Source organism: Nocardioides gansuensis, assembly GCF_003076135.1.
GTDB lineage: Bacteria > Actinomycetota > Actinomycetes > Propionibacteriales > Nocardioidaceae > Nocardioides > Nocardioides gansuensis.
The window spans coordinates 342349-363301 of sequence record NZ_QDGZ01000001.1 but is presented as its reverse complement, the minus strand read 5'-3'; the positions used below and the strand labels follow the sequence as shown (position 1 = coordinate 363301).

Genomic DNA, 20953 nt, shown 5'->3' with positions numbered 1-20953 from the left:
GGATGCAGCTCAACCAGTGGACTCCGGCCCAGCGGTCTCCGCCTCGGCAGGCTCCGGCTGGGCGGTCTCCGACCCAGCGGACTCCGGCTCGGCGGGGTCCACCACCAGCACCTGGGCGGCTCGGACCACGCGGTCGCCGATCTTGTAGCCCGCCTTGGCGATGTGCTGGCAGGTCGTGACCGTGACCTCCGGGTCGGTGCCGATGTGGCTCAGCGCCTCGTGCACCGTCGGGTCGAAGGCGTCGCCCGGCTGACCGAACCTGGTCAGGCCCAGGCCTGCGACGATGCGCTCGAGCTGCTCGGCGACAGCCTTGAAGCCCCCCTCGAGCTCGCCGTGCTCACGGGCCCGGTCGATGGTGTCGAGCACCTCGATGATCGGGCTGAGCACCGCGAACGTGGCGTTCTCGCGCACCAGCTCGCGATCGCGGTCGACGCGCCGCTTGTAGTTGACGTATTCGGCCTGGAGCCGCTGCAGGTCGGCCGTGCGGTCGGCAAGCGCCCGCTGCGCGTCGGCGAGCGGATCGGCCTCGACAGTCTCGGCTTCGCTCGGCCCGCCGGAGCCGGCCTCCGCCCGGGCCTCCCCCGAGGGAGACGACCCCTGGTCGGGGGTCGTCTCCTCGGGGAGCTGGCCGTCGGTCTGGACGCCAGCGGTCGGCTCGACCGGGTCGGTCGGGTCGGTCACTTGGTCTCACCCTCGGTGCCGGTGTTCGGCTCGTCCACGAACTCGGCGTCGACGACGTCGTCGTCGGCCTGGCCCGTCGCCTCACCCGTGCCGCCGGCAGCGGCCTGGTCGGCCTCCGCGGCGGCGTACATGGCGGCGCCCATCTTCTGGCTGGACTCGCCGAGCTTGGTGACCGCGGCCTTGAGGTCCTCGGCCGAGGAGTCCTCCTTGGCGAGCAGCTCCTTGAGGGACTCGACGTCGGCCTTGACCTCGGTCTTGACGTCCTCGGGGAGCTTCTCGTCGTTGTCGGTGAGGAACTTCTCGGTGGTGTAGACGAGGCTGTCGGCCTGGTTGCGGACCTCGACGGCCTCGCGACGCTTGGCGTCCTCCTCGGCGTACTGCTCCGCCTCCCTGACCATGCGGTCGATCTCGTCCTTCGACAGCGCGCTGCCACCAGAGATGGTCATCGACTGCTCACGGCCGGACGCCTGGTCCTTGGCGGAGACGTGGACGATGCCGTTGGCGTCGATGTCGAAGGTGACCTCGATCTTCGGTACGCCGCGGGGCGCGGGCGGGAGGCCGGTGAGCTCGAAGTTGCCGAGCGGCTGGTTCTCCGACCAGATGGCGCGCTCGCCCTGGGCGACCTTGATCTCGACCGACGGCTGGTTGTCGTCGGCGGTCGTGAAGATCTCGCTGCGCTTGGTCGGGATCGTGGTGTTGCGCTCGATCAGGGTGGTGAAGACACCGCCCTTGGTCTCGATCCCCAGGCTCAGCGGGGTGACGTCGAGCAGCAGGACGTCCTTGACCTCGCCCTTGAGCACGCCGGCCTGCAGGGCAGCACCGACGGCGACGACCTCGTCGGGGTTGACACCCTTGTTGGGCTCCTTGCCGCCGAGCAGCTCCTTGACCAGGTCGGTCACTGCGGGCATGCGGGTCGAGCCACCGACGAGCACCACGTGCTTGATGTCGCCGAGCGCGATGCCGGCGTCCTTGAGCACCTGCTTGAACGGCTCGCGCGTGCGGTCGAGCAGGTCGGACGTCATCCGCTGGAAGTCCGCGCGGGTGAGCTTCTCCTCGAAGTGCAGCGGGCCGCTCTCGCCGTGCGTGATGTAGGGCAGGTGGATGGTGGTCTCGGAGCTCGAGGACAGCTCGATCTTCGCCTTCTCCGCGGCCTCCTGGAGGCGCTGCTTGGCGATCTTGTCGGCACCGAGGTCGACGGCGTTGTTGTCCTTGAACTTCTTGATCATCCACTCGACGATCCGGTTGTCCCAGTCATCGCCACCGAGGTGGTTGTCACCGCTGGTCGCCTTCACCTCGACGACGCCCTCGCCGATCTCCAGGAGGGACACGTCGAAGGTGCCGCCACCGAGGTCGAAGACCAGGATGATCTGGTCCTCGCCCTTGTCGAGGCCGTAGGCCAGCGCGGCCGCGGTCGGCTCGTTGACGATGCGCTGGACCTTCAGGCCAGCGATCTCGCCGGCCTCCTTGGTGGCCTGGCGCTGCGCGTCGGAGAAGTAGGCCGGGACGGTGATGACCGCGTCGGTCACCGGCTCGCCGAGGTAGGCCTCGGCGTCGCGCTTGAGCTTCTGCAGGACGAACGCGCTGATCTGCTGCGCGGTGAAGGTCTTGTCGTCGATCTGCACCTTCCAGTCCTCGCCCATGTGGCGCTTGACGGACCGGATCGTGCGGTCGACGTTGGTGACGGCCTGCCGCTTGGCGACCTCACCGACGAGGACCTCGCCGGACTTGGCGAACGCGACCACCGACGGGGTGGTGCGGGCGCCCTCTGCGTTGGCGATGACGGTGGGCTCGCCGCCTTCCAGGACGGCGACGACGGAGTTGGTCGTGCCGAGGTCGATGCCGACCGCTCGAGCCATGGGGGTTACCTCCAGATGCTTGTGGTGTGTGGGGCCATCCTGCCGGGCGGAGAGCCGTCAGGCAAGACAGTTGAGCCGGATCGACTCAACTCTGTTCATGGGCTCCAACGCAGGCCGGCGGGATGATGTTCCCGCTCGCCGCCGCATTCTCGGGCGGCGGGAGGTCAGCGGGTCCAGACGTACGGCGTGGTGGTGGTGACGGCGAGGAGCCCCGACCGCTCCAGGATCGGCCGGGACATGGCGGTGCAGTCGGAGTGGATCCAGCGCACGCCGCGCTCGAGGGCGGAGGCCGCGCGGGCGGCGACCAGGGCCCGGTAGATCCCTCGGCCGCGCCACCCGGGCAGCGTCGAGCCGCCCCAGATCCCGGCGAAGCCGGTGCCGGGTACGACGTTGAGCCGGCCGGCGGAGACGACCTCGCCCTCGACCTCGGCGAGCCAGTACTCCGCGTTGCCGTCGGCCAGCTCGTCGAGGGCGTCGTCGACGCCCGGTCCGCGGCCTCGCCCGAAGACCTCGTCCTGCATGGCGAGCATCCGGGAGAGGTCCTCGCGCAGGACGCCACCCTCGCCGGCGCGACGTACCACTACGCCGGGCACCTCGACCGCCGTCGCGAGGGCCGCGGCCTCGCCGATCATCACGGTCTCGACCTCCTCGGCGACCAGCCCGGCCGAGACGAGCCGCTCCCCCAGGTCGGCGGGGGCATCGTGACCGCGCGTCTTCCACTCGAAACGGTCGAGGCCGGTGTCGTCACGGAAGTGGGCAACGGTCCCGGCGATCAGCCCGTCGAGCGCGGCGCCCTCGAGGCCGCCGAGGTCGCGGTAGGTCACGAACCCGCCCCAGGGGAACTCCGCCCACAGCACCGGGCCGTGCCGCTCGGCCGACAGGGCGTTGTGCAGCTCGCCCTCCTCGCGCAGGTGCTCGTCGTACGCGCGGAGCAGCTCGTCAGGCGTCATGGCGCCGACCCTAGTGAGGGCGCGGTCAGCCCCGCTCGAGCCAGGGGCTCCACACATGCCGGCGGGCGAACTCGTCACCGTCCCTGTTGGCCCCGTCCCAGAAGATCCGGGACCCGGGGTCGGGAGTCCCGAGCGGCGCCTCGTGCGGCACGATCGCGTCCACCCGGACGCGTCGCGGCACGGAGAAGCACTCGGCGGGCACCACGATGAGGAGCGTGCGCGAGGTCTCCCGTTCGACGACTCGGGAGCCACACTCGGTGGCCGTCGCCGACCGCGGGCCCCACCACCCCTCGATGAGCTCGCCGTCGGCGTAGCGGAAGTACCCCGTGTGACTCTTCCCGTCCGGCCTGAGGATCGAGAGCTCGTACTGCGGCATGCGGTCGTGGGGCACCAGCCGACGCAGCTCCATCACGAGCCTGAGGCGATCGTGACCGTAGGTATAGCGCACCTGCCTGATGTCACCGACCGTGTTCCGGACCCCACCAGTCAGGGGCGGCGCATCCGAACCCATCGGGTCGTTGCTGCTGGCCCACCTCACGTCGCGGGCCGCGTCGTCGCGCTCCCAGGTGTCTGCCCGGGCAGCGGAGCCGAGCCCCAGCACGGTGGCACAGGCCAGTCCGAGCACGAATGAACCACGCATGATCTCCCCCGGTGATCGTCGTACCGGGCGATCGTGGCACAGATCGATGACGCTTGCCCGATTCTCCTGCGGGCGGCGCGGATCGCACGGACCATGGGCGCGTGACTGTGACCTGGCGATGGGGACACCGATCCACGACGGCCTCCGTGGTGGTGGCGTTGCTGGTCGTCTCCGTGCTCGTGCAGCTCGGCACCGCCCACCTCTCCCGGGCCCGTGCAGCGGAGCAGAGCCGCTGCGCCCGCCACGCGGCCGACGCCGACCGGCGGGCGGCCCTCGTCACCGGCTCCGGCCGGCGGGTCGTCGTCATCGGCGACTCGTGGTCGGTCGGCCTGGGCCTGCGGGACCTGTCCGCCTCCTGGCCCACGCGACTGCCGGGCGAGGTCCACGTCGCCGGCTTCTCCGGCTCCGGGTTCAGCCGCACGGCCAGCCCCTGCGGGGATCGCTCGTACGCCGCGAGGGCGAGGCGCGTGGTCGCGGACGCGGACCTCGTCGTGGTCGAGGGCGGCCTCAACGACCACGACCGGTCGACGGCGGCGATCACCGTGGGCTTCCTGCGGCTGATGCGCGCGCTCGCCGGCCTGGGCCAGGAGGTGGTGGTCGTCGGGCCCGCACCCGCGCCTGCCCGGCGCAGCGCCGTACCCCGCGTCGACCACCTGCTCGCCGCCCTGTCGGGCGCCCACGGGGTGCGCTACGTGAGTGCCGCGGACTGGGAGCTTCCCTACCTTCCGGACCGGCTGCACCTGACCGCCGAGGGGCATGCCCGCTTCGGCGAGCTGGTCGCCGAGCAGCTCGGCTGACTCGCACACCAACCGGCACAACCCTCGTGGGCCCGGCGCTCTCGCCGGGTCCACGGGAGTTGCGGGCCGTTGTGCCGGTCCGTCTACGACCTGGCCCTCGCTAGGGTCGAGGCCATGAGCGTTCCGAACATCACCCTCCATGACGGCACGACCATCCCGCAGCTCGGCTTCGGCACCTGGCAGGTGCCGGCGGGCCAGACCGCCGACGTCGTCGGCAAGGCCCTGGAGATCGGCTACCGCCACATCGACACGGCCCAGATGTACGGCAACGAGGAGGGAGTCGGCCAGGCCATCCGCGACGCCGGCCTCGCCCGTGACGAGGTCTACGTGACGACCAAGCTCAACAACGGCTTCCACCAGCCCGACGAGGCCAAGCGCTCCCTCGACGAGTCGCTCAAGCTGCTCGGCCTCGAGCAGGTCGACCTGTTCCTCATCCACTGGCCGCTGCCGACGCAGTACGACGGCGACTTCGTCTCGACGTGGCGCGCACTCGTCGACCTCCGCGAAGCCGGCCTGACGCGGTCGATCGGCGTCTCCAACTTCCAGCCGGCCCACCTCGACCGGATCATCGAGGAGACCGGCGTGGTCCCGGTCGTGAACCAGGTGGAGGTGCACCCGTTCTTCGCCAACGAGGATGTGCGGGTCGCCAATGCCGGCCACGGCATCGCCACCGAGGCCTGGTCGCCGCTGGCGCAGGGCAAGGTCGGAGACGACGACGTGATGGGCGAGATCGCCTCGCTCGTCGGCCGTACGCCGGCCCAGGTCGCCCTGCGCTGGGCGATCCAGCGCGGCGACATCGTCTTCCCCAAGTCGACGACCCCCTCCCGGATCCAGCAGAACTTCGAGGTCTTCGACTTCGAGCTCACGCCCGAGCAGATGTCCGCGGTCGACGCGCTCGACCAGGGCCCGTCCCGGCGGATGGGCCCGCACCCGGACACCTTCGACTGGGTCCCCTGAGCCGGCGCCCTCAGCCGACGGTGACGTTCACCGGGTTGGAGACCCGCTTGGTGTCGGTGTCGATGACGCGGAACCTGTTGACCCCGGGCTGGCTGGTCTGCACGTAGGTGGAGAACGTCTCGTCGCTCACCGAGGCGGTGACCGGGAAGTCGGTCCACACGCCGGACTCCAGGCGCTGCACCTGCAGGATGGCGCCCTCGCCCCCGACGTAGGTGCCGGTCAGGTCGATCTGCTGCATCGCGCTCACGGTCAGCTGGGCTGCGGAGAGCGAGATCGCCTTCCTCGGCTTCGCCTCCTCGGTCGGCGACTCCGGCTCGCTGCTCGAGGCGCCGGCCGGGTCGCTCGACTCCTCGCCGGGCACCAGGGTGACCTGCGGGCCGGTGGGGCTCGAGGTCTCGGAGGGCTCGGGGAGGTACATGGTGCCGGTGGCCGCCGGCTCGGTGTCCGCGACCTCGATGGCGTCGCCGTCGATCCCGAGGGCCTGGGTGCCCACGAGCGCCGCGAAGCCCCCCACCAGGCCCACCACGACCGCGACGGCGACCAGGGCCACCAGTCCGGCCAGCACCGGGCGGCTCTCGGTGTCCACGCAGGCTCCCCTCGTCGGCGTACGGCTCTGTGGACCGCCATTGTGTCGGGACCCGCCGTAGGAGACCAACCGGGGTGGTTGTCCACAGGCAGCGGAGGCCCCCGTTTCGCCGGGTCGAGGATGCGGCAGAAGTTCCGGCATGACACTACGAATCAGCTATCCGGACGTCTCCCGAGTCGCACGCGACGTCGAGGACGCGGCCGAGGGACTCGACCGCTGGACCGCCGTGGAGCTGCCCAGCGGCCGGCCGATGCAGCTGGCGGCCGACGACCTCCAGCACATGCTCGGCGCGGTCATCACGCTGCGCCAGAACGGCCTCGACCTGGCCGGCTGCCTCGACGACTTCCTCGCCGACGTCATCGCCGTCGAGAGCCACGTCGAGCAGGGCGTCCTCGGGCAGGTCCTCCACGCCGTCGGCGTGGTCCCGGCCGAGGACGTGGATCGATGACCTGGCACCCCGTTCCCACCGACTTCGGCCCGTACGCCGAGCCGGGCGACGTGCGCGCGTTCGCCAGCAGCCTGGCGAAGACCGGGGAGCGGCTCGCCACTCTCCACGAGGCGCTCCGCGAAGGGTCCACGATCAGCGCCACCCACTGGGAGGGCGTGGCCGGCCAGGCGTTCCGTGCGCAGGCCTCCCGGCAGGCCGCCGACGCCGGCGCCTGGGCCGCCGGGTTCACGGCACTGGCCACCGCCGCGGCGGAGCTGGCCAAGGACCTCCAGGACGTCAAGGACGGCTTCGCCCAGATCCAGCACGTCGCCGCGGGCGCAGGTCTCCAGCGCGCGGAGTGGGCCGTCTGGCCGCCACACCCCACCGAGCGCACGGAGGACACACCCGAGCTGAAGGCGAAGTGGCAGGCCTTCGAAACCTGCTGGGACATCCTGGAGAAGGTCCGCTCCCGGTTCGCCACTGCCGAGACCGACTGGCGGTATGCGCTGGCCCAGCACGGCGGGCTGGTCGACCCCGACCTGCTCGGGGTCTTCTTCCCCGCCCACACGTCGGACACCTCGCACCCCGGTCAGCCCCCGGAGAGACCGGCCCGGGAGCAGCCCGTCAGCGACGAGCGGCGCCCGGACAAGCCGGCCCGCGACCATCCGGGCCGGGACGAGTCCGACGCGCAGGCCCCCGACGCCTCGACAGGGACCCCGTCGGGGGCCTCATCGAGCGGCACACCGGGTGGCGACCTCCACGTCGCGACCGACGGCGAGCACGGCCGGCACGGCGACGCCGACCGGGGCGGCGGCGGAGTCCACCGGGATGGCGAGGGGCCCGGCGTTCCCCGGCGCTGGGAGGCCATGGCCGAGGCACAGGTGGCGGTCGAGCAGGAGGCCGCGGAGGCGCGGGCTGCGCTGGCCCGCGCGGAGGTCGCCGCGGCGGACGCCGACGCTGCGAGCGTGCGCGCCGAGGTGGCGCAGCTGCAGCTCGACGCCGCCGCCGCGAGCGGTGACCAGGCGGCGATCGACGCCGCGACGGCCCAGCGGGATGCGGCCCACGGCGCCGCGCAGCAGGCGGCCGCCCTGAAGGAGCAGGCGATCGCCGCGGCTCGGGACGAGGCGACCGAGGCCGTCGAGGCGCTGCGCTCCGCCGAGGAGATGCTCGCCCGGCTCGGGAAGAGCGACGCGGGTGCGCGGGATGCCTAGATGGGGGCGCGCTGCTCCGAGGCGGCTGCGGCCCGGGCCGCACGCTCGGCCGCCGCGTGCTCGTCGGTCCTGTCGTCGTAGGACCAGAAGTCGCGCAGCGCCGCGGCGGTGAGGAGTACGCCAACGACGCAGGCCGCACCGCCACTGGCGATGGAGCCCCGGACCGACCAGGCGTCGGCGACGAACCCGGCGCGCACCTGGCCACCCAGCGGCCCCAGCGAGTAGGACAGCATCTCGATGCCGGCCAGCCGCCCGCGCATGTGCTCGGGGATGGTCTGGTTCCACACCGTCGAGCGGAAGGTCGCCGACACCATGTCCGCCGCGCCCGCCAGCGCCAGGAACAGCGCCACCACCCAGATGCTGGGCGCCAGGCCGGCGAGCGCGATGCAGGCACCGTAGGTCGCCGCAGCGATCACGATCGCGCGGCCGTGGTGGTGGACGCGCGAGATCCAGCCGCTGAACACGGTCGCCGCGATCGCGCCGATGGTCTCGGCGGTGTAGAGCAGTCCCAGCAGGTGCGGCGCCGTGAAGACGTCCTCGGCGAGGGCCGGGAAGAGCACCACCGGGATCGCCAGGAACATCGCGGCGAGGTCGACGACGTAGGTGCCGAGCAGGTCCCGGCGCCCCACGGCGTACCTCATCCCCTCGACGATGCCGCGCAGCGACGGCGGCGTCGTCTCGCCGCGGTGCGGGTAGGGCCGCATCGCGACGAAGAGCAGGCAGGCCAGGGCCAGCGCGACCACGTCGACGACGTAGCACCAGGCCGTGCCGACCGACGCGATCAGCAGGCCACCGACGGCGGGCCCGACGAGCACCCCGACCTGCATGCCGAAGCTGGACAGCGCGTTGGCCGCGGCGATCTGGTCGTGCCGCACGGTGCGCGGCTCCAGCGCCTCGCGGGAGGGGCGCTGCATCGACGACGTCGCGGCGTAGAGACCGGCCATCACGTAGATGAGCACCAGCGACGGCTCGTCGCGGAACGAGTTGACCGCGAGCACGGCCACGACCGCGGCCTGCGCGAGGCCGGTCACGACGAGGAGCCGCCGGCGGTCGACGTGGTCGGCGAGCGCGCCGCCGTAGAGGCCGAAGACGACGAGCGGGACGAGCTCGACCAGGCCGATGGCGCCGACCTGGAAGTTGGAGCCGGTGAGGTCGTAGACCTGGAACGGCACGGCGACGTAGGCCACCATCGCGCCGAGGTAGTAGATGGTGCCCGCGGACAACAGCAGCCGGAAGTCGCGGGACTCGCGCACGGGGGTCAGGTCCATCCGCATCGCGCGGAGCCGGTCACGCCAGGTCACAACAGGAGATCGTCGCATCCCGTCGGGAGACCCGTCGCCGGAATTTCGCGGTAGGTCTAGGACAGCACGTCGGTCTCGAACGACGGCACCGGCGACGTCTGGTCGAGGCGGCAGGTCAGCTGCTGGGGGTCCTCGTGCCGGGTCGTCACGCGTACGACGTGCTCCAGGCCGTCGATGTCGAAGCGGGCCGTGACCACGTCGTCCCGGCGGGTGGCGCCGCGGAAGCAGACCGCTCCGACCCGGTGCTCCCCGAGGTGGCGCCGCAGCGCGATCTCGGCGGCCTGCACCGGCATCGGGAGCGAGGAGCGTCCGCGCAGGTGCTCCAGGAGGAGCCGGCCCTCGGCGGTCGCGCGGGCGAGCTCGAGGCCGGAGTCGGCGTCGAGGCCGCCGTAGTAGAGCCCGTGCGGCAGGACGAGGGCGTTGCCGGCGAAGCGGTCGCCGCCGATGTGGGAGACCTCCCACACATCGTGGCCGGCAGCCGCGAGCGCGAGCACGACCGGGCGGCCGCGCTCGGCGCAGCAGGCGTCGTGGCGTCCGTGGGTGCACACGGCGAGCACCGGGTCCGGATGCACGTCGAGCCCGAGCGACTGGTCCCTGCCCAAGGCCGCAAGGTCGAGGTCGGCCACCTCGCGGACGTCATCGAGGAGGGCCGTCTCGACCCAGGGCTGCTCGCCCGCGGTGTGCGCGGCGAAGACGCGCGTCGGCCCGGCGGGCGTGCGGCCGGGGCGGCGGATCAGCAGCACCCGGACGCCGGCTGCGTGCGAGTCGCGGATGAGCCGGTCGCCGAGCCCGTCGGGGAGGCGGGCCTCGTGCAGCGCGTAGACGCCCCAGGGGCCGGGATGCTCCAGCAGCAGGAAGCGGCGCACGGTCGACGCGGTTCCGGCCAGGGAGTCCCCGCGCTCTCGTGAGGCGGCCGCGCAGCGGAACTCAGCCAATCCGCAACAACCCCTCGCGGACGAGCCTGCGGCACAGCACCAGCGCGCTCTGCTCGTCGAGGGCCAGCTCTGCGGGAGTCAGACTCGCGGCGGCCGCGACCTGCTCGAGGGCAGGCCGGATCCGGGCGGGGAGGAGCAGGCTGCGGTCGCCGAGCAGCATCCGCACCTGGTCGCCGGCCTCCTCCAGCACGCACGGCACGCCGGGCCGGCGCTCGAGCCGCGTGCCCGGCGCCACGTCGGCCAGGGCGGCCCGGTCGACGAGGCCGCCCGCCAGCCGCGGCGGCCGGCTGGTGAGGAAGCGGCGGACCTGGTCGCGCGCGACGTCGGCCCCGACCACGCGGCGTACGTGCTCGACGACGGCGTCGAGGTGGCCCGCGAGGCCGTCGGAGAGCAGGCGGGGATCGTCGAGGTAGCCGGCCGGCAGGTGCGCGTCGGGCACCTCGGCCAGCGCCTCGCTCACCACGCGCCCGACCAGTCCCCGCCAGGTGAGCTGGTTGATGCCCAGGGTCACGTGCAGGGAGGGAACCTCCTGGGCGCGCGCGGCGTGCGGCGTGCCGGTGGGCAGGTAGGCCACGACGCCCGGCTCGAGGAGCAGCTCCTCGGCACCGTCCTCGCCGTGCACCTCCCAGAGCTTGTGGCCGTGAGTCTGGAAGACGAAGACGTCGTGCGAGTCGGAGTGGACGGCGAAGCCTTGTGCGCCGGGCGGCGTGAGGTAGGCGTTGGCCTGGCAGGGATGGCCGAGCTCGCGCTCGAGGTCGGCCACCAGCTCGGCGAGCGGCGGCCAGGAGCGCTGCAGTCCCTGGAGCACCACGGTGGCGCCATCGTCGAAGAGCGTGAGGAGCCGCGCGGGGTCGACGAGGCCGGTGAGCGGCTTGCCGGCGAGGCTGCCCGAGCGGGTGTACGACGACTCCGGCAGGACGTTGCCGTCGCGCGCCACCCGCACGGCGGGCGTGCGGATCGCGCTGCTGGTCAGCAGCCTGTCGACGTCCTCGAGCCGCAGCAGGGCCACCAGCGCCTCGGGGTCGCGGCGATGGACGTGGGTGTGCAACGCCCAGATCTTCGTCGTGAAGACCTGGGCGTCACCGGTGAGCAGGTCGAGCGCGGTCAGGGCGCGAGTCCGTCCGTTCCGTCGGTGCCGTCGGCGTCGGTGCCGTCGGCGTCCGTCGAGTCGCCGTCGATGCCGTCCGTGCCGTCGGCGTCCGTGCCATCGGCGTCACCCAGGCCCACGCCCCCCATCGGGTCCCCGGACCCCATGGGGTCCTCCGTGGTCATCTCGTCGTCGCCCAGCGGCTCATCAGGAGTCCTCGTCATCGTGTCGCTCCTCAGCGGGGTACGCGCCCGGCGGCCGATCCGCCGTGCATCATACGGATCCGTACCCATTGCGTCGGACTTGTATGACGCACGTCAAGGGGTCCGGACGACGAACCGCGTCGTCGGCTTCTCCTTGAGGTCCGCACAGCTCTGCCGCCGAGCCGGACCGGGCTCGGCGGCGACGTCGACGTCCGGGTCACCACCTGCCAGGACGTGCAGCTCACGCACCTGCTCCTCGGGCGACCGGCCGGCCCGGCCGCGTGACACCTCGAGCGGCACGCCCCCACGCTCGATCCTCGTGCATGCCTCCACCGCCGACTCCGGGTCGAGCCGGCCGAGGGTGTGGCCACCGGGCAGGGCGAGCAGCGTGCCGGAGAACCGGTGCCCGCCGAGGTGCGTGGTCTCCCACGTCTCCACGGGCCAGCGGGCCGCGAGCGCCGCAGCGACCGGCCGGCCCACCTCGGCGCAGCACCGGTCGCGACGGCCGTTGGTGCAGACCAGCCAGAGCAGGCCGTCGTACGCCGCCCAGTCGGCGCCCTGGATGCCGGGGATGTCGGCCGCGTGCCGGACGTGGGCGGTGGTCACGTCGAAGCCGGCCCGGGTCGCAACCGCCCGGAAGAGGCGCACGCCGGGGCCGGACTCGCCCCCGTGGCGGCGGATCAGCTGGACGCGCACGCCGGCGAGACCGGCCAGGTGTGCCTTGACCGGGTCGGGCAGCCGGCTCTCCTCGACCGCCTTCGCGGCCCACGGCCCGGCGTGCTCGACGAACCACAGCTCGGTGTCGGTCGGGGCGGTGCCGGCGAGCGGCTCGTCGTCATCGCGGCTGGCGCCCGCGCAGCGGAAGTCGGTCATCGGCGCTCATTCTGCCGAGTCGGCGCATCTGCACACGCGCGAGGGGTCGAGTCGGCGCATCTGCACACGCGCGAGGGGTCGAGTCGGCGCAAGTGCCGGCTGGTCTGCGGCAGATGCGCCGACTCGACGGTGTCTTGATGAGCAGACGCGCCGACTCGACGGTGTCTCGAAGAGCAGACGCGCCGAGTCGGTCAGAGGAGCCCGCGGCGCCGGGCGATCGCGGCCGCCTCGGTGCGGGAGGCGGCGCCGAGCTTGCCGAGGATGTTGGAGACGTGCACGGAGACGGTCTTGGTGCTGATGAACAGCTGCTTGCCGATCTCGCCGTTGGTGCGGCCCTCCGCGACCAGGGCGAGGATCTCGGACTCGCGCGGGGTGAGGGCGTCCGCGACGGCCTCACTGCGGGGCGCCGCCGACGAGCCGAGGGCGGTGAGCTCGTCGAGGAGCGGGCGGAGGTCGAGGGCGTGGGCGGTTTGCCGGGCGAGGTCTGCCATCTGCCGCGCCGCGGCGGCGTCGCCCGTGGCACGCAGGACGGCGGCATACCGGGCGCGCACCCGGGCCAGCTCGGGGACCGAGCCGTAGGTCGCGAACGCGGCCTCCGTCTCGCGCCAGGCCGCGAGGAGGTCGTCGGCAGCAGGCGGGTCGAGCTGGCTCAGCCAGCGCCACCTGAGGTGCTCGGCCGTCCGGGCCAGCATCCAGGCCCGCGCCTCGGGGCCCTGGGCGATCTCGTAGTCGGCGTACCGCTCGATGACACGCTCGCCGTCGGCGAAGAGCTGGGCGACGACCGGTGCTGCCGCGAGGCGCTCCTCGGCGGACTGGCGGGCGGCCGCGCTGGCGTGCACCCCGATCACCGTCGCGGCCAGCCTCAGCCGCGCCTGGAACCACTCGTGCCACAGCGGCCTGAGGGTGTCGACGATCCGCTCGTAGACCTCCATGGCGCGGTGGGGGTCGCCGTCGTGGTCGGCCCGGTCGAGCTCGGCGGTGCCCGCGATGATCGCGATGAGCCCGTCGACCGACCAGTAGTGGCGCAGCCGCTCGAGGGAGTCGCCGTGCTGGCGTCCATGGAGTGTGCACACCCGCATCTGGATGGCGAAGTAGAGCCACTCGAAGACCATGGGCGGCTGCTGGTCGCTCACGTCGAGGAGGTCGAAGGCCTCGTCGAGGCGGCCCTGGTCGACGAGGACCAGCCCCAGCATCGCGCGCGCCTCGGCGGGGTAGGGAGCCCAGGGCATGCCCGTCTCCTCGGCGCGGGCCACCACCTGGCGGTATCCCTCGATGGCCTCGGCGCGCTCGCCCCGGTCGTGACGAAGCCGGGCGAGGAAGTAGCGAGCCCGCAGCTCGGGCTCGATCAACCCGGCCTCGCGGGCACGGGCCACGGCGGCTCCCCAGGCAGCCTCGAGCTGGTCCGACTCCTCCACGGTGTCGAGACTGGCGAGCGTCGTGGTGAGGTCGACGACGAGGCCGGTGAGGTTGTGGCGCTCGGCCAGCGCCATCGCCTCCATGGCGACCACGCGCGCCTCGTCAGCGTTCCACCGGCCCAGGCACTGGGCCTGGACGGCGAGCGCCCGCGCGAGGTGCTTGGGCGGGGCGTCCTGCAGCAGCGACACTGCCTCGGCTGCCACCTTCTCGGGCGACTCGGTGCTGTCGGTGAGCATCAGCGCCGCCGCGATCTCGGTGAGCAGCTGGCCGCGCTCCAAGTCGGGCGCGTCAGCGGGCAACGCCTCGAGATGGGCGCGCAGCACCTTGACCGCCTTGGACACCCGACCGGAGGCGATGAAGGCCTCGGCGCACCGGCGCACCAGGCCTGCCTGGTCGATGTCCTCGGGGGCCGGGCGCAGGTTGCCCACGATCTCCAGGGCATCCAGGAAGTGGGTGGCCGCCTCGTGGGGTCCACCCACCGCCATGGCCTCGTTGCCGGCCTCGATCTCGGCGCGCAGCGCGGTCGGCAGGTCGCCCGCCCGGCGGGCGTGCTGGGCCAGCTCGGCCGCCGTGCCGACCGCGCTCCCCGACTTCATCGCGGCCGCGAAGTCGGCGTGCAGCCGAGTGCGCTCCCCCGGCAGCAGGTCGTCGTAGACCGCCTCCCCGAGCAGCGCGTGGCGGAAGGAGTATGCCGCGTGCCGGCCGGCGACCAGGACGTGCGACTCCACCGCGGCCCGCACGGCCCGCTCCAGCGTCGAGGCGTCGAGGCCGGACACTGCCGCCAGCAGGTCGTGGGACACCTGGCGGCCGGCCACGCTGGCGAGCCGGACCACCTCGCGGGTGGTGTCGTCGAGACGGTCGAGCCGCACCAGCAGGACGTCGGCCAGCTCGACCGGGATCTGGCCGTCCCACGCCGCGCCGACGAGCTCCTCCACGAAGAACGGGTTGCCCTCGGAGCGGTCGACGATCGCCGCCAGCTCGGCCTCCGAGATCGTGCCGGGCCGCAGGGCCTTGACGAGGTGGCGTACGGCGATCGGCGTCAGCGGCTCCAGCTGCATCCGCTCCACGCCGCGCACCCGGGTCCACTCCGCGACCTGGGGCCGGAGCGGGTGGCGGCGGTGGAGGTCGTCGGAACGGAAGGACACCACCAGCGACACCGGACCGGCAAAGGGACGCGAGAAGAGGAAGCTGAGCATGTCGCGGGTGGCCTGGTCGGCCCAGTGGGCGTCCTCCACCACCACGAGCACAGACGCGCTCGCGGCCGCCGTCTCGAGCAGGTCGTGGACGGCGGCGAAGATGTTGCCCCGGTCGAGGGACAGGTCGTCGTCACGGTCGTCGGTGCCGCGGATGCGCCGTCCGGGCTGCAGGCGGACCAGCGTGGGGTGACGCTCCGTCACCTCCGCGACGACGTCGGGCAGGTCGGTCATCAGGCGACCAAGGATCTCCGAGAAGGGCAGGTAGGGCAGCGAGCTCTCCGCCAGGTCGAGGCAGTGACCGGCCACCACGAGCCACCCGTCGGCGGTCGCGACGTCGCGCAGCTCGGTGAGCAGCCTGGTCTTGCCGACCCCGGCGTCGCCGCCCAGGAGCACGGCCCGGGTCGCGTCGCCCGAGGCCGCACGCAACTGCGCGGGGACACGAATGCCGAGCCAGGAGCTCAGCTCCTGAAGCTCGGCATCGCGTCCGACGAGGTCCGGGCTGCGCGGTGCGGGCACGTCGGACATTGTGTCCCCTCGCACCGACATCGCGGTCGCCTTCGTCATCGCCGGTCTCAGCGGGTCGAGGCGCGGCGGGCGCTTCGGCGCGTCCCCCAGCCCCGGCGGATCCGGGTCTCGCGATAGGCGAGCTCGGCGTTCAGGAAGCTGTCCGTTGCGAACATGGTGTGGTTCTCCTTCTCGATGTGCCCTTCGGTGGGCTGAGAAGAGATTCCGTCGCTGAGGTAGGGCGGGACATCGGCTGGTGCCTTATCTGCCAGCGCCCACCTACCTCAGATGCCTCCGCCGGCGGTCGGTCGCCTACCTCAGACGGCCGGGTGCACCGGCCGCCCGCCCTGCCACACGCCGGCCACCAGCGGGACGCCGGGGCGATAGGCCAGGTGGACGTACGACGGCGCGTCGAGGAGGACGAGGTCCGCGCGCTTGCCCGGCGCGACCGAGCCGACGTCGTCGCGGTCCAGCGCCGCGGCGCCGCCCGCCGTGGCGGCGTACAGCGCCTCGGCCGGGCTCATCCGCATCTCCCGGACCGCGAGGGCGATGCACAGCGGCACCGAGCTGGTGAAGCAGGAGCCGGGGTTGCAGTCGCTGGCGAGCGCCACCCGCACGCCGGCGTCGATCAGGCGGCGGGCGTCGGGATAGGGCTGTCGGGTGGAGAACTCCACTCCCGGCAACAGCGTCGCGATCGTGCCAGCGTCGCGCAGTGCGTCGACGTCGGCGTCGGCCAGGAAGGTGCAGTGGTCGACGGCGACGAGGCCCAGCTCGGCGGCCAGGCGCACCCCACCGCCGTAGGTCAGCTGGTTGGCGTGGAGGCGGCCGCGCAGGCCGATGTCGGTGCCGGCAGCCAGGATGGTCCGGGCCTGGTCGACATCGAAGGCGCCGTCCTCGCAGAAGACGTCGATCCACCGCGCGTGCGGCGCGGCGGCGGCGAGCATCGGGCCGGTGACGAGGTCGACGTACGCCGCGGGCTCGAGGTCGGCGGGCACGACGTGGGCACCCAGGAAGGTCGTCTCGTCGGTGAACTGGCGCGCGACCGCGAGGCTGCGTGCCTCGTCCCGCACGGTCAGGCCGTAGCCGCTCTTGATCTCGACCGTCGTGGTGCCCTGGCGCAGCATCTCGCGGACGAGCCGGGCGACGTGGCCGGTCAGCTGCTCGTCGGTGGCGTCGCGGGTGGCCGCGACCGTGGTGCGGATGCCGCCGGCGGTGTAGGGCTCGCCCGTCATCCGGGCGCTGAACTCGGCCGCCCGGTCGCCCGCGAAGACGAGGTGGCTGTGGCTGTCGACGAAGCCGGGGATGACGGCGCGACCGCCGGCGTCGACGGCGACGTCGGCGTCCGGGGCGTCGGCCGCGGAGCCGACCCAGGCGATGCGACCACCCTCCACGACGACCGCCGCGTCCTGCACCAGGCCGAGCAGCCCGTCGCGAGCCGGGTCGTTGGTCACCAGCTCGCCGATGCCGGTGATGACGGTGCTGGTCACTCCTTCACCCTCTCCCAGACGCGGGCGATCGCCTCGTCGAGCTCGCGGGCGATCTGCTCGCGGTCACCCTGCCGCACCACGATCCGGCCGTCGACCATCACCTGGGTAATGTCCTCGGCCGTCGCCGCGAAGACGACCGTTCCTTCGTCGCGCCCCGTGCCGGCCGTGCGGACGCTGGCGGCGTCGAGGGTGACCAGGTCGGCGCGCTCGCCGACGGCGATCTCCCCCGCGTCGGCCCAGCCGAGGCTCGCGTGGCCGGTGGCCGTGCCTGCTGCCAGCAGCTCGGCCGCGCTCCAGTGGCCGCGCCGCTGGGTGGCGAGCCGCTCGTCGAGCTCGACGGCGCGCATCTCCTCGAACAGGTCGATGACCGCGTGGCTGTCCGAGCCGAGGGTGAGCCGGGCGCCGGCGTCGTGCAGGCGCCGGCTCGGCCCGATGCCGTCGCCGAGGTCGCGCTCGGTGGTCGGGCAGAAGCAGGCGTGCGCCCCCGCGCCGCCGAGCAGCCGGATGTCGTCGCCGGTGAGATGCGTGGCGTGGACGGCCGTGGTGCCGGGTCCGAGGGCGCCGTGGTCGTGCAGCAGCCTCGTGGGCGTCACGCCGTACGCCGCGGCGCAGGCCTCGTTCTCGGCGACCTGCTCGCTCAGGTGCACGTGCAGCGGCCGCCCTGCCGCCGCCGCGACGACCTCGCCGAGCTGGTCGGCCGGGACCGCCCGGACGGAGTGGATCGCCGCGCCGACCTTCTCGAACCCGCCGAGACCCGCCACGCGGTCCGCCCACGCGGCGGCGTCGCGATCGGCGTACCTCCTCTGGACGCCCTCGGGCGGCGCGCCGAAGCCGCTGCTGAGGTAGCAGGCGTCGAGCAGCGTGATCCGGATGCCGGCCTCGCGCGCGGCCTGGACGAGCGCGAGCCCCATCTCGTTGGGGTCGGCGTACGGCGTCCCGTCGAGCTGGTGGTGGAGGTAGTGGAACTCCCCCACGCCCGTGATGCCGGCCGATGCCATCTCGCGGTAGGTCGCGCGGGCGAGCGCGAGGCAGAGGTCCGGGTCGAGGTGCTCGGCAACGGCGTACATCTGCTCGCGCCAGGTCCAGAACGACCCCCGCTCCCGCTGCGTCCGCCCCCGCAGGGCGCGGTGGAAGGCGTGGCTGTGGCAGTTGGCCAGCCCGGGGATCGTGAGGCCGGGGACCCGGACCGATTCGCCGGCCCGCCGGGGGTCCTGCGGGTTCGTCGCCGTTGCAACCGTCGCGAACCGGCCGTTCGCGATCTCGACCAGCACGTCGTCGTGGAAGGCGCCGTCGACCCAGGCGCGCTCAAGGAGGTACGCCGTCACGAGGCGAGGCCTCCGAGGACTGCTGCGAGCGCCTCGACACCCGCGAGGCAGTCGGCCATGTCGGCGTGCTCGGCCGGCGAGTGCGAGACGCCGGTGGGGTTGCGCACGAAGAGCATGGCTGTCGGGATGCCGGCCGCCGACAGGATGCCGGCGTCGTGGCCGGCCTGGGTCGGGATGATCGGCCAGTCGCCGAGGGCGGCGAGGTAGGCGGCCAGCCCGGGGTCGAAGGCGATCGCGGCGGACACCGACTCCGCGGTGACGACCAGCGACGTGCCGTCGCGGTCCGCGCGGTCGGCCGCCTGCTTCTCGATCGCCTCGACCAGCTCGGCCAGGGCGGCGTCGGAGGAGCAGCGGGCGTCGAGCCAGGAGGTGACGTGCGAGGGCACCGCGTTGGTGCCGTTGGGAGTCACCTCGACGCGCCCGAAGGTCGCGCGCTGACCGGCGAGCCGCGCCTGCTTGTTGGCGGCCAGCGCGGTCATCGCGTAGGTGAGCATCGGGTCGCGCCGGTCCTCCATCCGGGTCGTGCCGGCGTGGTTGGCCTCCCCGGCGAAGTCGAAGCGGTAGCGGCCGTGCGGCCAGATCTCGCTCGCCACCCCGATCGCGACGCCCCGGTCGACGAGGTTGCGGCCCTGCTCGACGTGCAGCTCGACGAAGGTGCCCACCCGCTCGGGGGTCAGCCACGCCGCGGGCGAGTTGTCCGGCTCGACGGGGAGGCTCGCTGCCTCGACGGCGTCGGGCAGCCACACGCCGTCGCGGTCGCGCAGCTCGCGCGCCCTGGCCCAGCCGGTGAGGCCGGTCGCCAGCCGCGACCCGAGGCAGGCCAGCCCGAAGCGCGAGCCCTCCTCCTCGACGAAGACCGACACCCCGATCGGGCGCACGGGCTCGAAGCCCCGCTCCCGGAGCAGGTCGACCGCAGCCAGGGCAGAGACGACGCCCAGCGGCCCGTCGTACGCACCGCCGTCGAGGACGCTGTCGAGGTGGCTGCCGGTGACGATCGCGTCCCCCCGCCGGGATAGTCCGGGCGGGTGCCACCAGGCCACCACGTTGCCGAGCTGGTCCATCTCCAGCTCGAGCCCGCGGGCGCGCGCCTGCTCGAGGAACCAGGCCCGCAGCTCCGACTCGGCGGACGTCCACGGCTGGCGGAAGTAGCCGCCCGAGGAGGCCGACCGTCCGATCGGCTGCAGGTCGCGCCACATCTCCTCGAAGGCCATGAGGAGAGTCCACCGGGTGCGAGTACGCCGGTCAACGCGGCGCAGCCGTCAAGCGTCTCGGATCCGAGACGTCTCGATGGTCTCGATACGCCGCCTCGTTCCTCGGCGGCTACTCGACCACCGAAAGCCCTCAGCCGGTCCACTCCCCGTGGTCCCAGGCCCGGTCCAGGACGGCGAGGTAGGGGGCGAGGTCCCAGCCCTGGTCGGCGACCCAGTCACGGTCGAAGTAGGTGTGCAGGTAGCGGACGCCCGTATCGCACATCAGGGTGACGATCGATCCTTCCGTGCCCGCAGCGCCCATCTCGCAGGCCAGCTTGGTCGCGGCGTAGAGCGCCGTGCCCGTCGAGGGGCCGGCCAGCTGGCCGGTCCGCGCCCGCAGGAAGTGCGACGCAGCCACCGAGGCGGCGTCCGGCACGGACACCATCCGGTCGACGATGTCGGGCAGGAAGGACGGCTCGCAGCGGGGCCGGCCGATCCCCTCGATCCGCGACGGCTGGCCGCTCCACTCGTCGAGGCAGCCGTCGCGGTAGGAGGGGAAGAAGACGGAGTTCTCCGGGTCGACCACGGCGACCTTCGTGTCGTGGCACTGGTAGCGGACGTAGCGCCCGAGGGTCGCGCTGGTCCCGCCGGTGCCCGCGCCGACCAGGATCCACGCGGGGATCGGGTGCCGCTCGAGGGCCATCTGCTCGAAGATCGACTCCGCGATGTTGTTGTTGCCGCGCCAGTCGGTGGCACGCTCGGCGTAGGTGAACTGGTCCATGTAGTGTCCGCCGGTCTCGGACGCCAGGCGCCGCGCCTCCTCGTAGACCTGCGACGGCTCGTCGACGAAGTGACAGCTGCCGCCGTAGAACCCGATGAGCTCCACCTTCGAGGGAGAGGTCGACCGCGCCATCACGGCCGTGAACGGCAGCCCCAGCATCCGTGCGAAGAACGCCTCGCTCACCGCGGTCGAGCCGCTGGAGGCCTCCACGACCGGCGTGCCCTCGTGGATCAGGCCGCTGCACAGCCCGTAGAGGAACAGCGACCGCGCGAGGCGGTGCTTGAGCGAGCCGGTCGGGTGGGTCGACTCGTCCTTGAGGTAGAGGTCGACGCCCGGCAGCGCCGGGATGGGTACGCCGACGAGGTGGGTGTCCGCCGAGCGGTTCATGTCGGACTTGAGGCGGTGGATCGCGTCGGCCACCCACGCGCGCTCGCCGCGGCGTACGGCCTCGTGCTCCACGAGGGGGCGGGGCGTCGTGCCGGTCATGTGCTCACCGTAGTCGGGTGGCCGCGGCGCAACCGGGTTCGGTGTGCAGGCCGGCCACCCGCCG

At 73.0% G+C, this 20953-nt stretch carries 19 protein-coding genes; 4 read left to right on the top strand and 15 right to left on the bottom strand.

The genetic code is table 11. From position 1 onward, the window contains the following. Positions 1-9: 9 nt before the first annotated feature. The 4 genes from grpE to DDE18_RS01665 all read right to left on the bottom strand — a co-directional run bounded on the left by grpE (position 10) and on the right by DDE18_RS01665 (position 4127). Positions 10-681, bottom strand: a complete 672-nt coding sequence (grpE, locus tag DDE18_RS01680; protein ID WP_116570491.1) for a nucleotide exchange factor GrpE — start codon at positions 679-681, stop codon at positions 10-12. Continuing rightward, entirely contained in the window at positions 678-2537 is a 1860-nt protein-coding gene (dnaK, locus tag DDE18_RS01675) for a molecular chaperone DnaK (protein WP_116570490.1), read from the bottom strand. The genes grpE and dnaK overlap by 4 nt, the downstream gene beginning before the upstream one ends. 164 nt (positions 2538-2701) lie before the next feature. Continuing rightward, positions 2702-3487, bottom strand: coding sequence for a GNAT family N-acetyltransferase (locus tag DDE18_RS01670; protein WP_116570489.1), 786 nt, complete (start codon positions 3485-3487; stop codon positions 2702-2704). A 25-nt stretch (positions 3488-3512) separates the two neighbouring features. Continuing rightward, a complete protein-coding gene (locus DDE18_RS01665; RefSeq protein ID WP_133241126.1) occupies positions 3513-4127 on the bottom strand; it encodes a hypothetical protein in 615 nt (204 codons plus the stop codon). A 101-nt stretch (positions 4128-4228) separates the two neighbouring features. Here DDE18_RS01665 and DDE18_RS01660 point away from each other — a divergent pair, with 101 nt between their 5' ends. Both DDE18_RS01660 and DDE18_RS01655 read left to right on the top strand, forming a co-directional pair. Beyond that, a complete protein-coding gene (locus DDE18_RS01660; RefSeq protein WP_165820979.1) occupies positions 4229-4924 on the top strand; it encodes an SGNH/GDSL hydrolase family protein in 696 nt (231 codons plus the stop codon). Between the two features lie 114 nt (positions 4925-5038). Beyond that, positions 5039-5881, top strand: a complete 843-nt coding sequence (locus tag DDE18_RS01655; RefSeq protein ID WP_116570972.1) for an aldo/keto reductase — start codon at positions 5039-5041, stop codon at positions 5879-5881. 10 nt (positions 5882-5891) lie between these two features. Here DDE18_RS01655 and DDE18_RS01650 read toward each other — a convergent pair whose 3' ends face one another. After that, on the bottom strand, positions 5892-6467 hold the full coding sequence (locus DDE18_RS01650; RefSeq protein ID WP_116570486.1) for a hypothetical protein: 576 nt from the start codon (positions 6465-6467) through the stop codon (positions 5892-5894). Positions 6468-6606: 139 nt separating this feature from the next. Here DDE18_RS01650 and DDE18_RS01645 point away from each other — a divergent pair, with 139 nt between their 5' ends. Both DDE18_RS01645 and DDE18_RS01640 read left to right on the top strand, forming a co-directional pair. Beyond that, positions 6607-6915 carry a hypothetical protein gene (locus tag DDE18_RS01645; protein ID WP_116570485.1) on the top strand — a complete coding sequence of 103 codons (309 nt, stop codon included), beginning with the start codon at positions 6607-6609 and terminating at the stop codon, positions 6913-6915. Continuing rightward, positions 6912-8105 (top strand): hypothetical protein, encoded by a 1194-nt coding sequence (locus DDE18_RS01640; protein ID WP_116570484.1) that lies wholly within the window; start codon positions 6912-6914, stop codon positions 8103-8105. Before DDE18_RS01645 ends, DDE18_RS01640 begins: the two co-directional genes overlap by 4 nt. Here the strand turns inward: DDE18_RS01640 and DDE18_RS01635 are convergent. The 10 genes from DDE18_RS01635 to DDE18_RS01590 all read right to left on the bottom strand — a co-directional run bounded on the left by DDE18_RS01635 (position 8102) and on the right by DDE18_RS01590 (position 20889). Further along, positions 8102-9406, bottom strand: coding sequence for an MFS transporter (locus DDE18_RS01635; RefSeq protein WP_245916386.1), 1305 nt, complete (start codon positions 9404-9406; stop codon positions 8102-8104). The two genes, DDE18_RS01640 and DDE18_RS01635, sit on opposite strands and share 4 nt — an antisense overlap. Before the next feature lie 56 nt (positions 9407-9462). Beyond that, positions 9463-10341 (bottom strand): ferredoxin family protein, encoded by an 879-nt coding sequence (locus tag DDE18_RS01630; RefSeq protein WP_116570482.1) that lies wholly within the window; start codon positions 10339-10341, stop codon positions 9463-9465. Continuing rightward, positions 10334-11389 carry a cupin domain-containing protein gene (locus DDE18_RS01625; RefSeq protein ID WP_245916385.1) on the bottom strand — a complete coding sequence of 352 codons (1056 nt, stop codon included), beginning with the start codon at positions 11387-11389 and terminating at the stop codon, positions 10334-10336. Before DDE18_RS01625 ends, DDE18_RS01630 begins: the two co-directional genes overlap by 8 nt. Positions 11390-11445: 56 nt before the next feature. Further along, positions 11446-11652, bottom strand: a complete 207-nt coding sequence (locus DDE18_RS01620) for a hypothetical protein (RefSeq protein WP_116570480.1) — start codon at positions 11650-11652, stop codon at positions 11446-11448. A gap of 93 nt (positions 11653-11745) precedes the next feature. Further along, entirely contained in the window at positions 11746-12504 is a 759-nt protein-coding gene (locus tag DDE18_RS01615) for a sucrase ferredoxin (protein WP_116570479.1), read from the bottom strand. Positions 12505-12695: 191 nt separating this feature from the next. Beyond that, on the bottom strand, positions 12696-15632 hold the full coding sequence (locus DDE18_RS01610; protein ID WP_165820978.1) for a helix-turn-helix transcriptional regulator: 2937 nt from the start codon (positions 15630-15632) through the stop codon (positions 12696-12698). Positions 15633-15937: 305 nt separating this feature from the next. Further along, positions 15938-17107 (bottom strand): imidazolonepropionase, encoded by a 1170-nt coding sequence (hutI, locus tag DDE18_RS01605; protein ID WP_116570477.1) that lies wholly within the window; start codon positions 17105-17107, stop codon positions 15938-15940. Further along, a complete protein-coding gene (locus DDE18_RS01600; RefSeq protein WP_116570476.1) occupies positions 17104-18432 on the bottom strand; it encodes a formimidoylglutamate deiminase in 1329 nt (442 codons plus the stop codon). Before DDE18_RS01600 ends, hutI begins: the two co-directional genes overlap by 4 nt. Beyond that, a complete protein-coding gene (locus DDE18_RS01595) occupies positions 18429-19643 on the bottom strand; it encodes an allantoate amidohydrolase (RefSeq protein ID WP_116570475.1) in 1215 nt (404 codons plus the stop codon). The genes DDE18_RS01600 and DDE18_RS01595 overlap by 4 nt, the downstream gene beginning before the upstream one ends. A 130-nt stretch (positions 19644-19773) precedes the next feature. Beyond that, on the bottom strand, positions 19774-20889 hold the full coding sequence (locus tag DDE18_RS01590) for a PLP-dependent cysteine synthase family protein (protein WP_116570474.1): 1116 nt from the start codon (positions 20887-20889) through the stop codon (positions 19774-19776). Positions 20890-20953 lie beyond the last annotated feature (64 nt).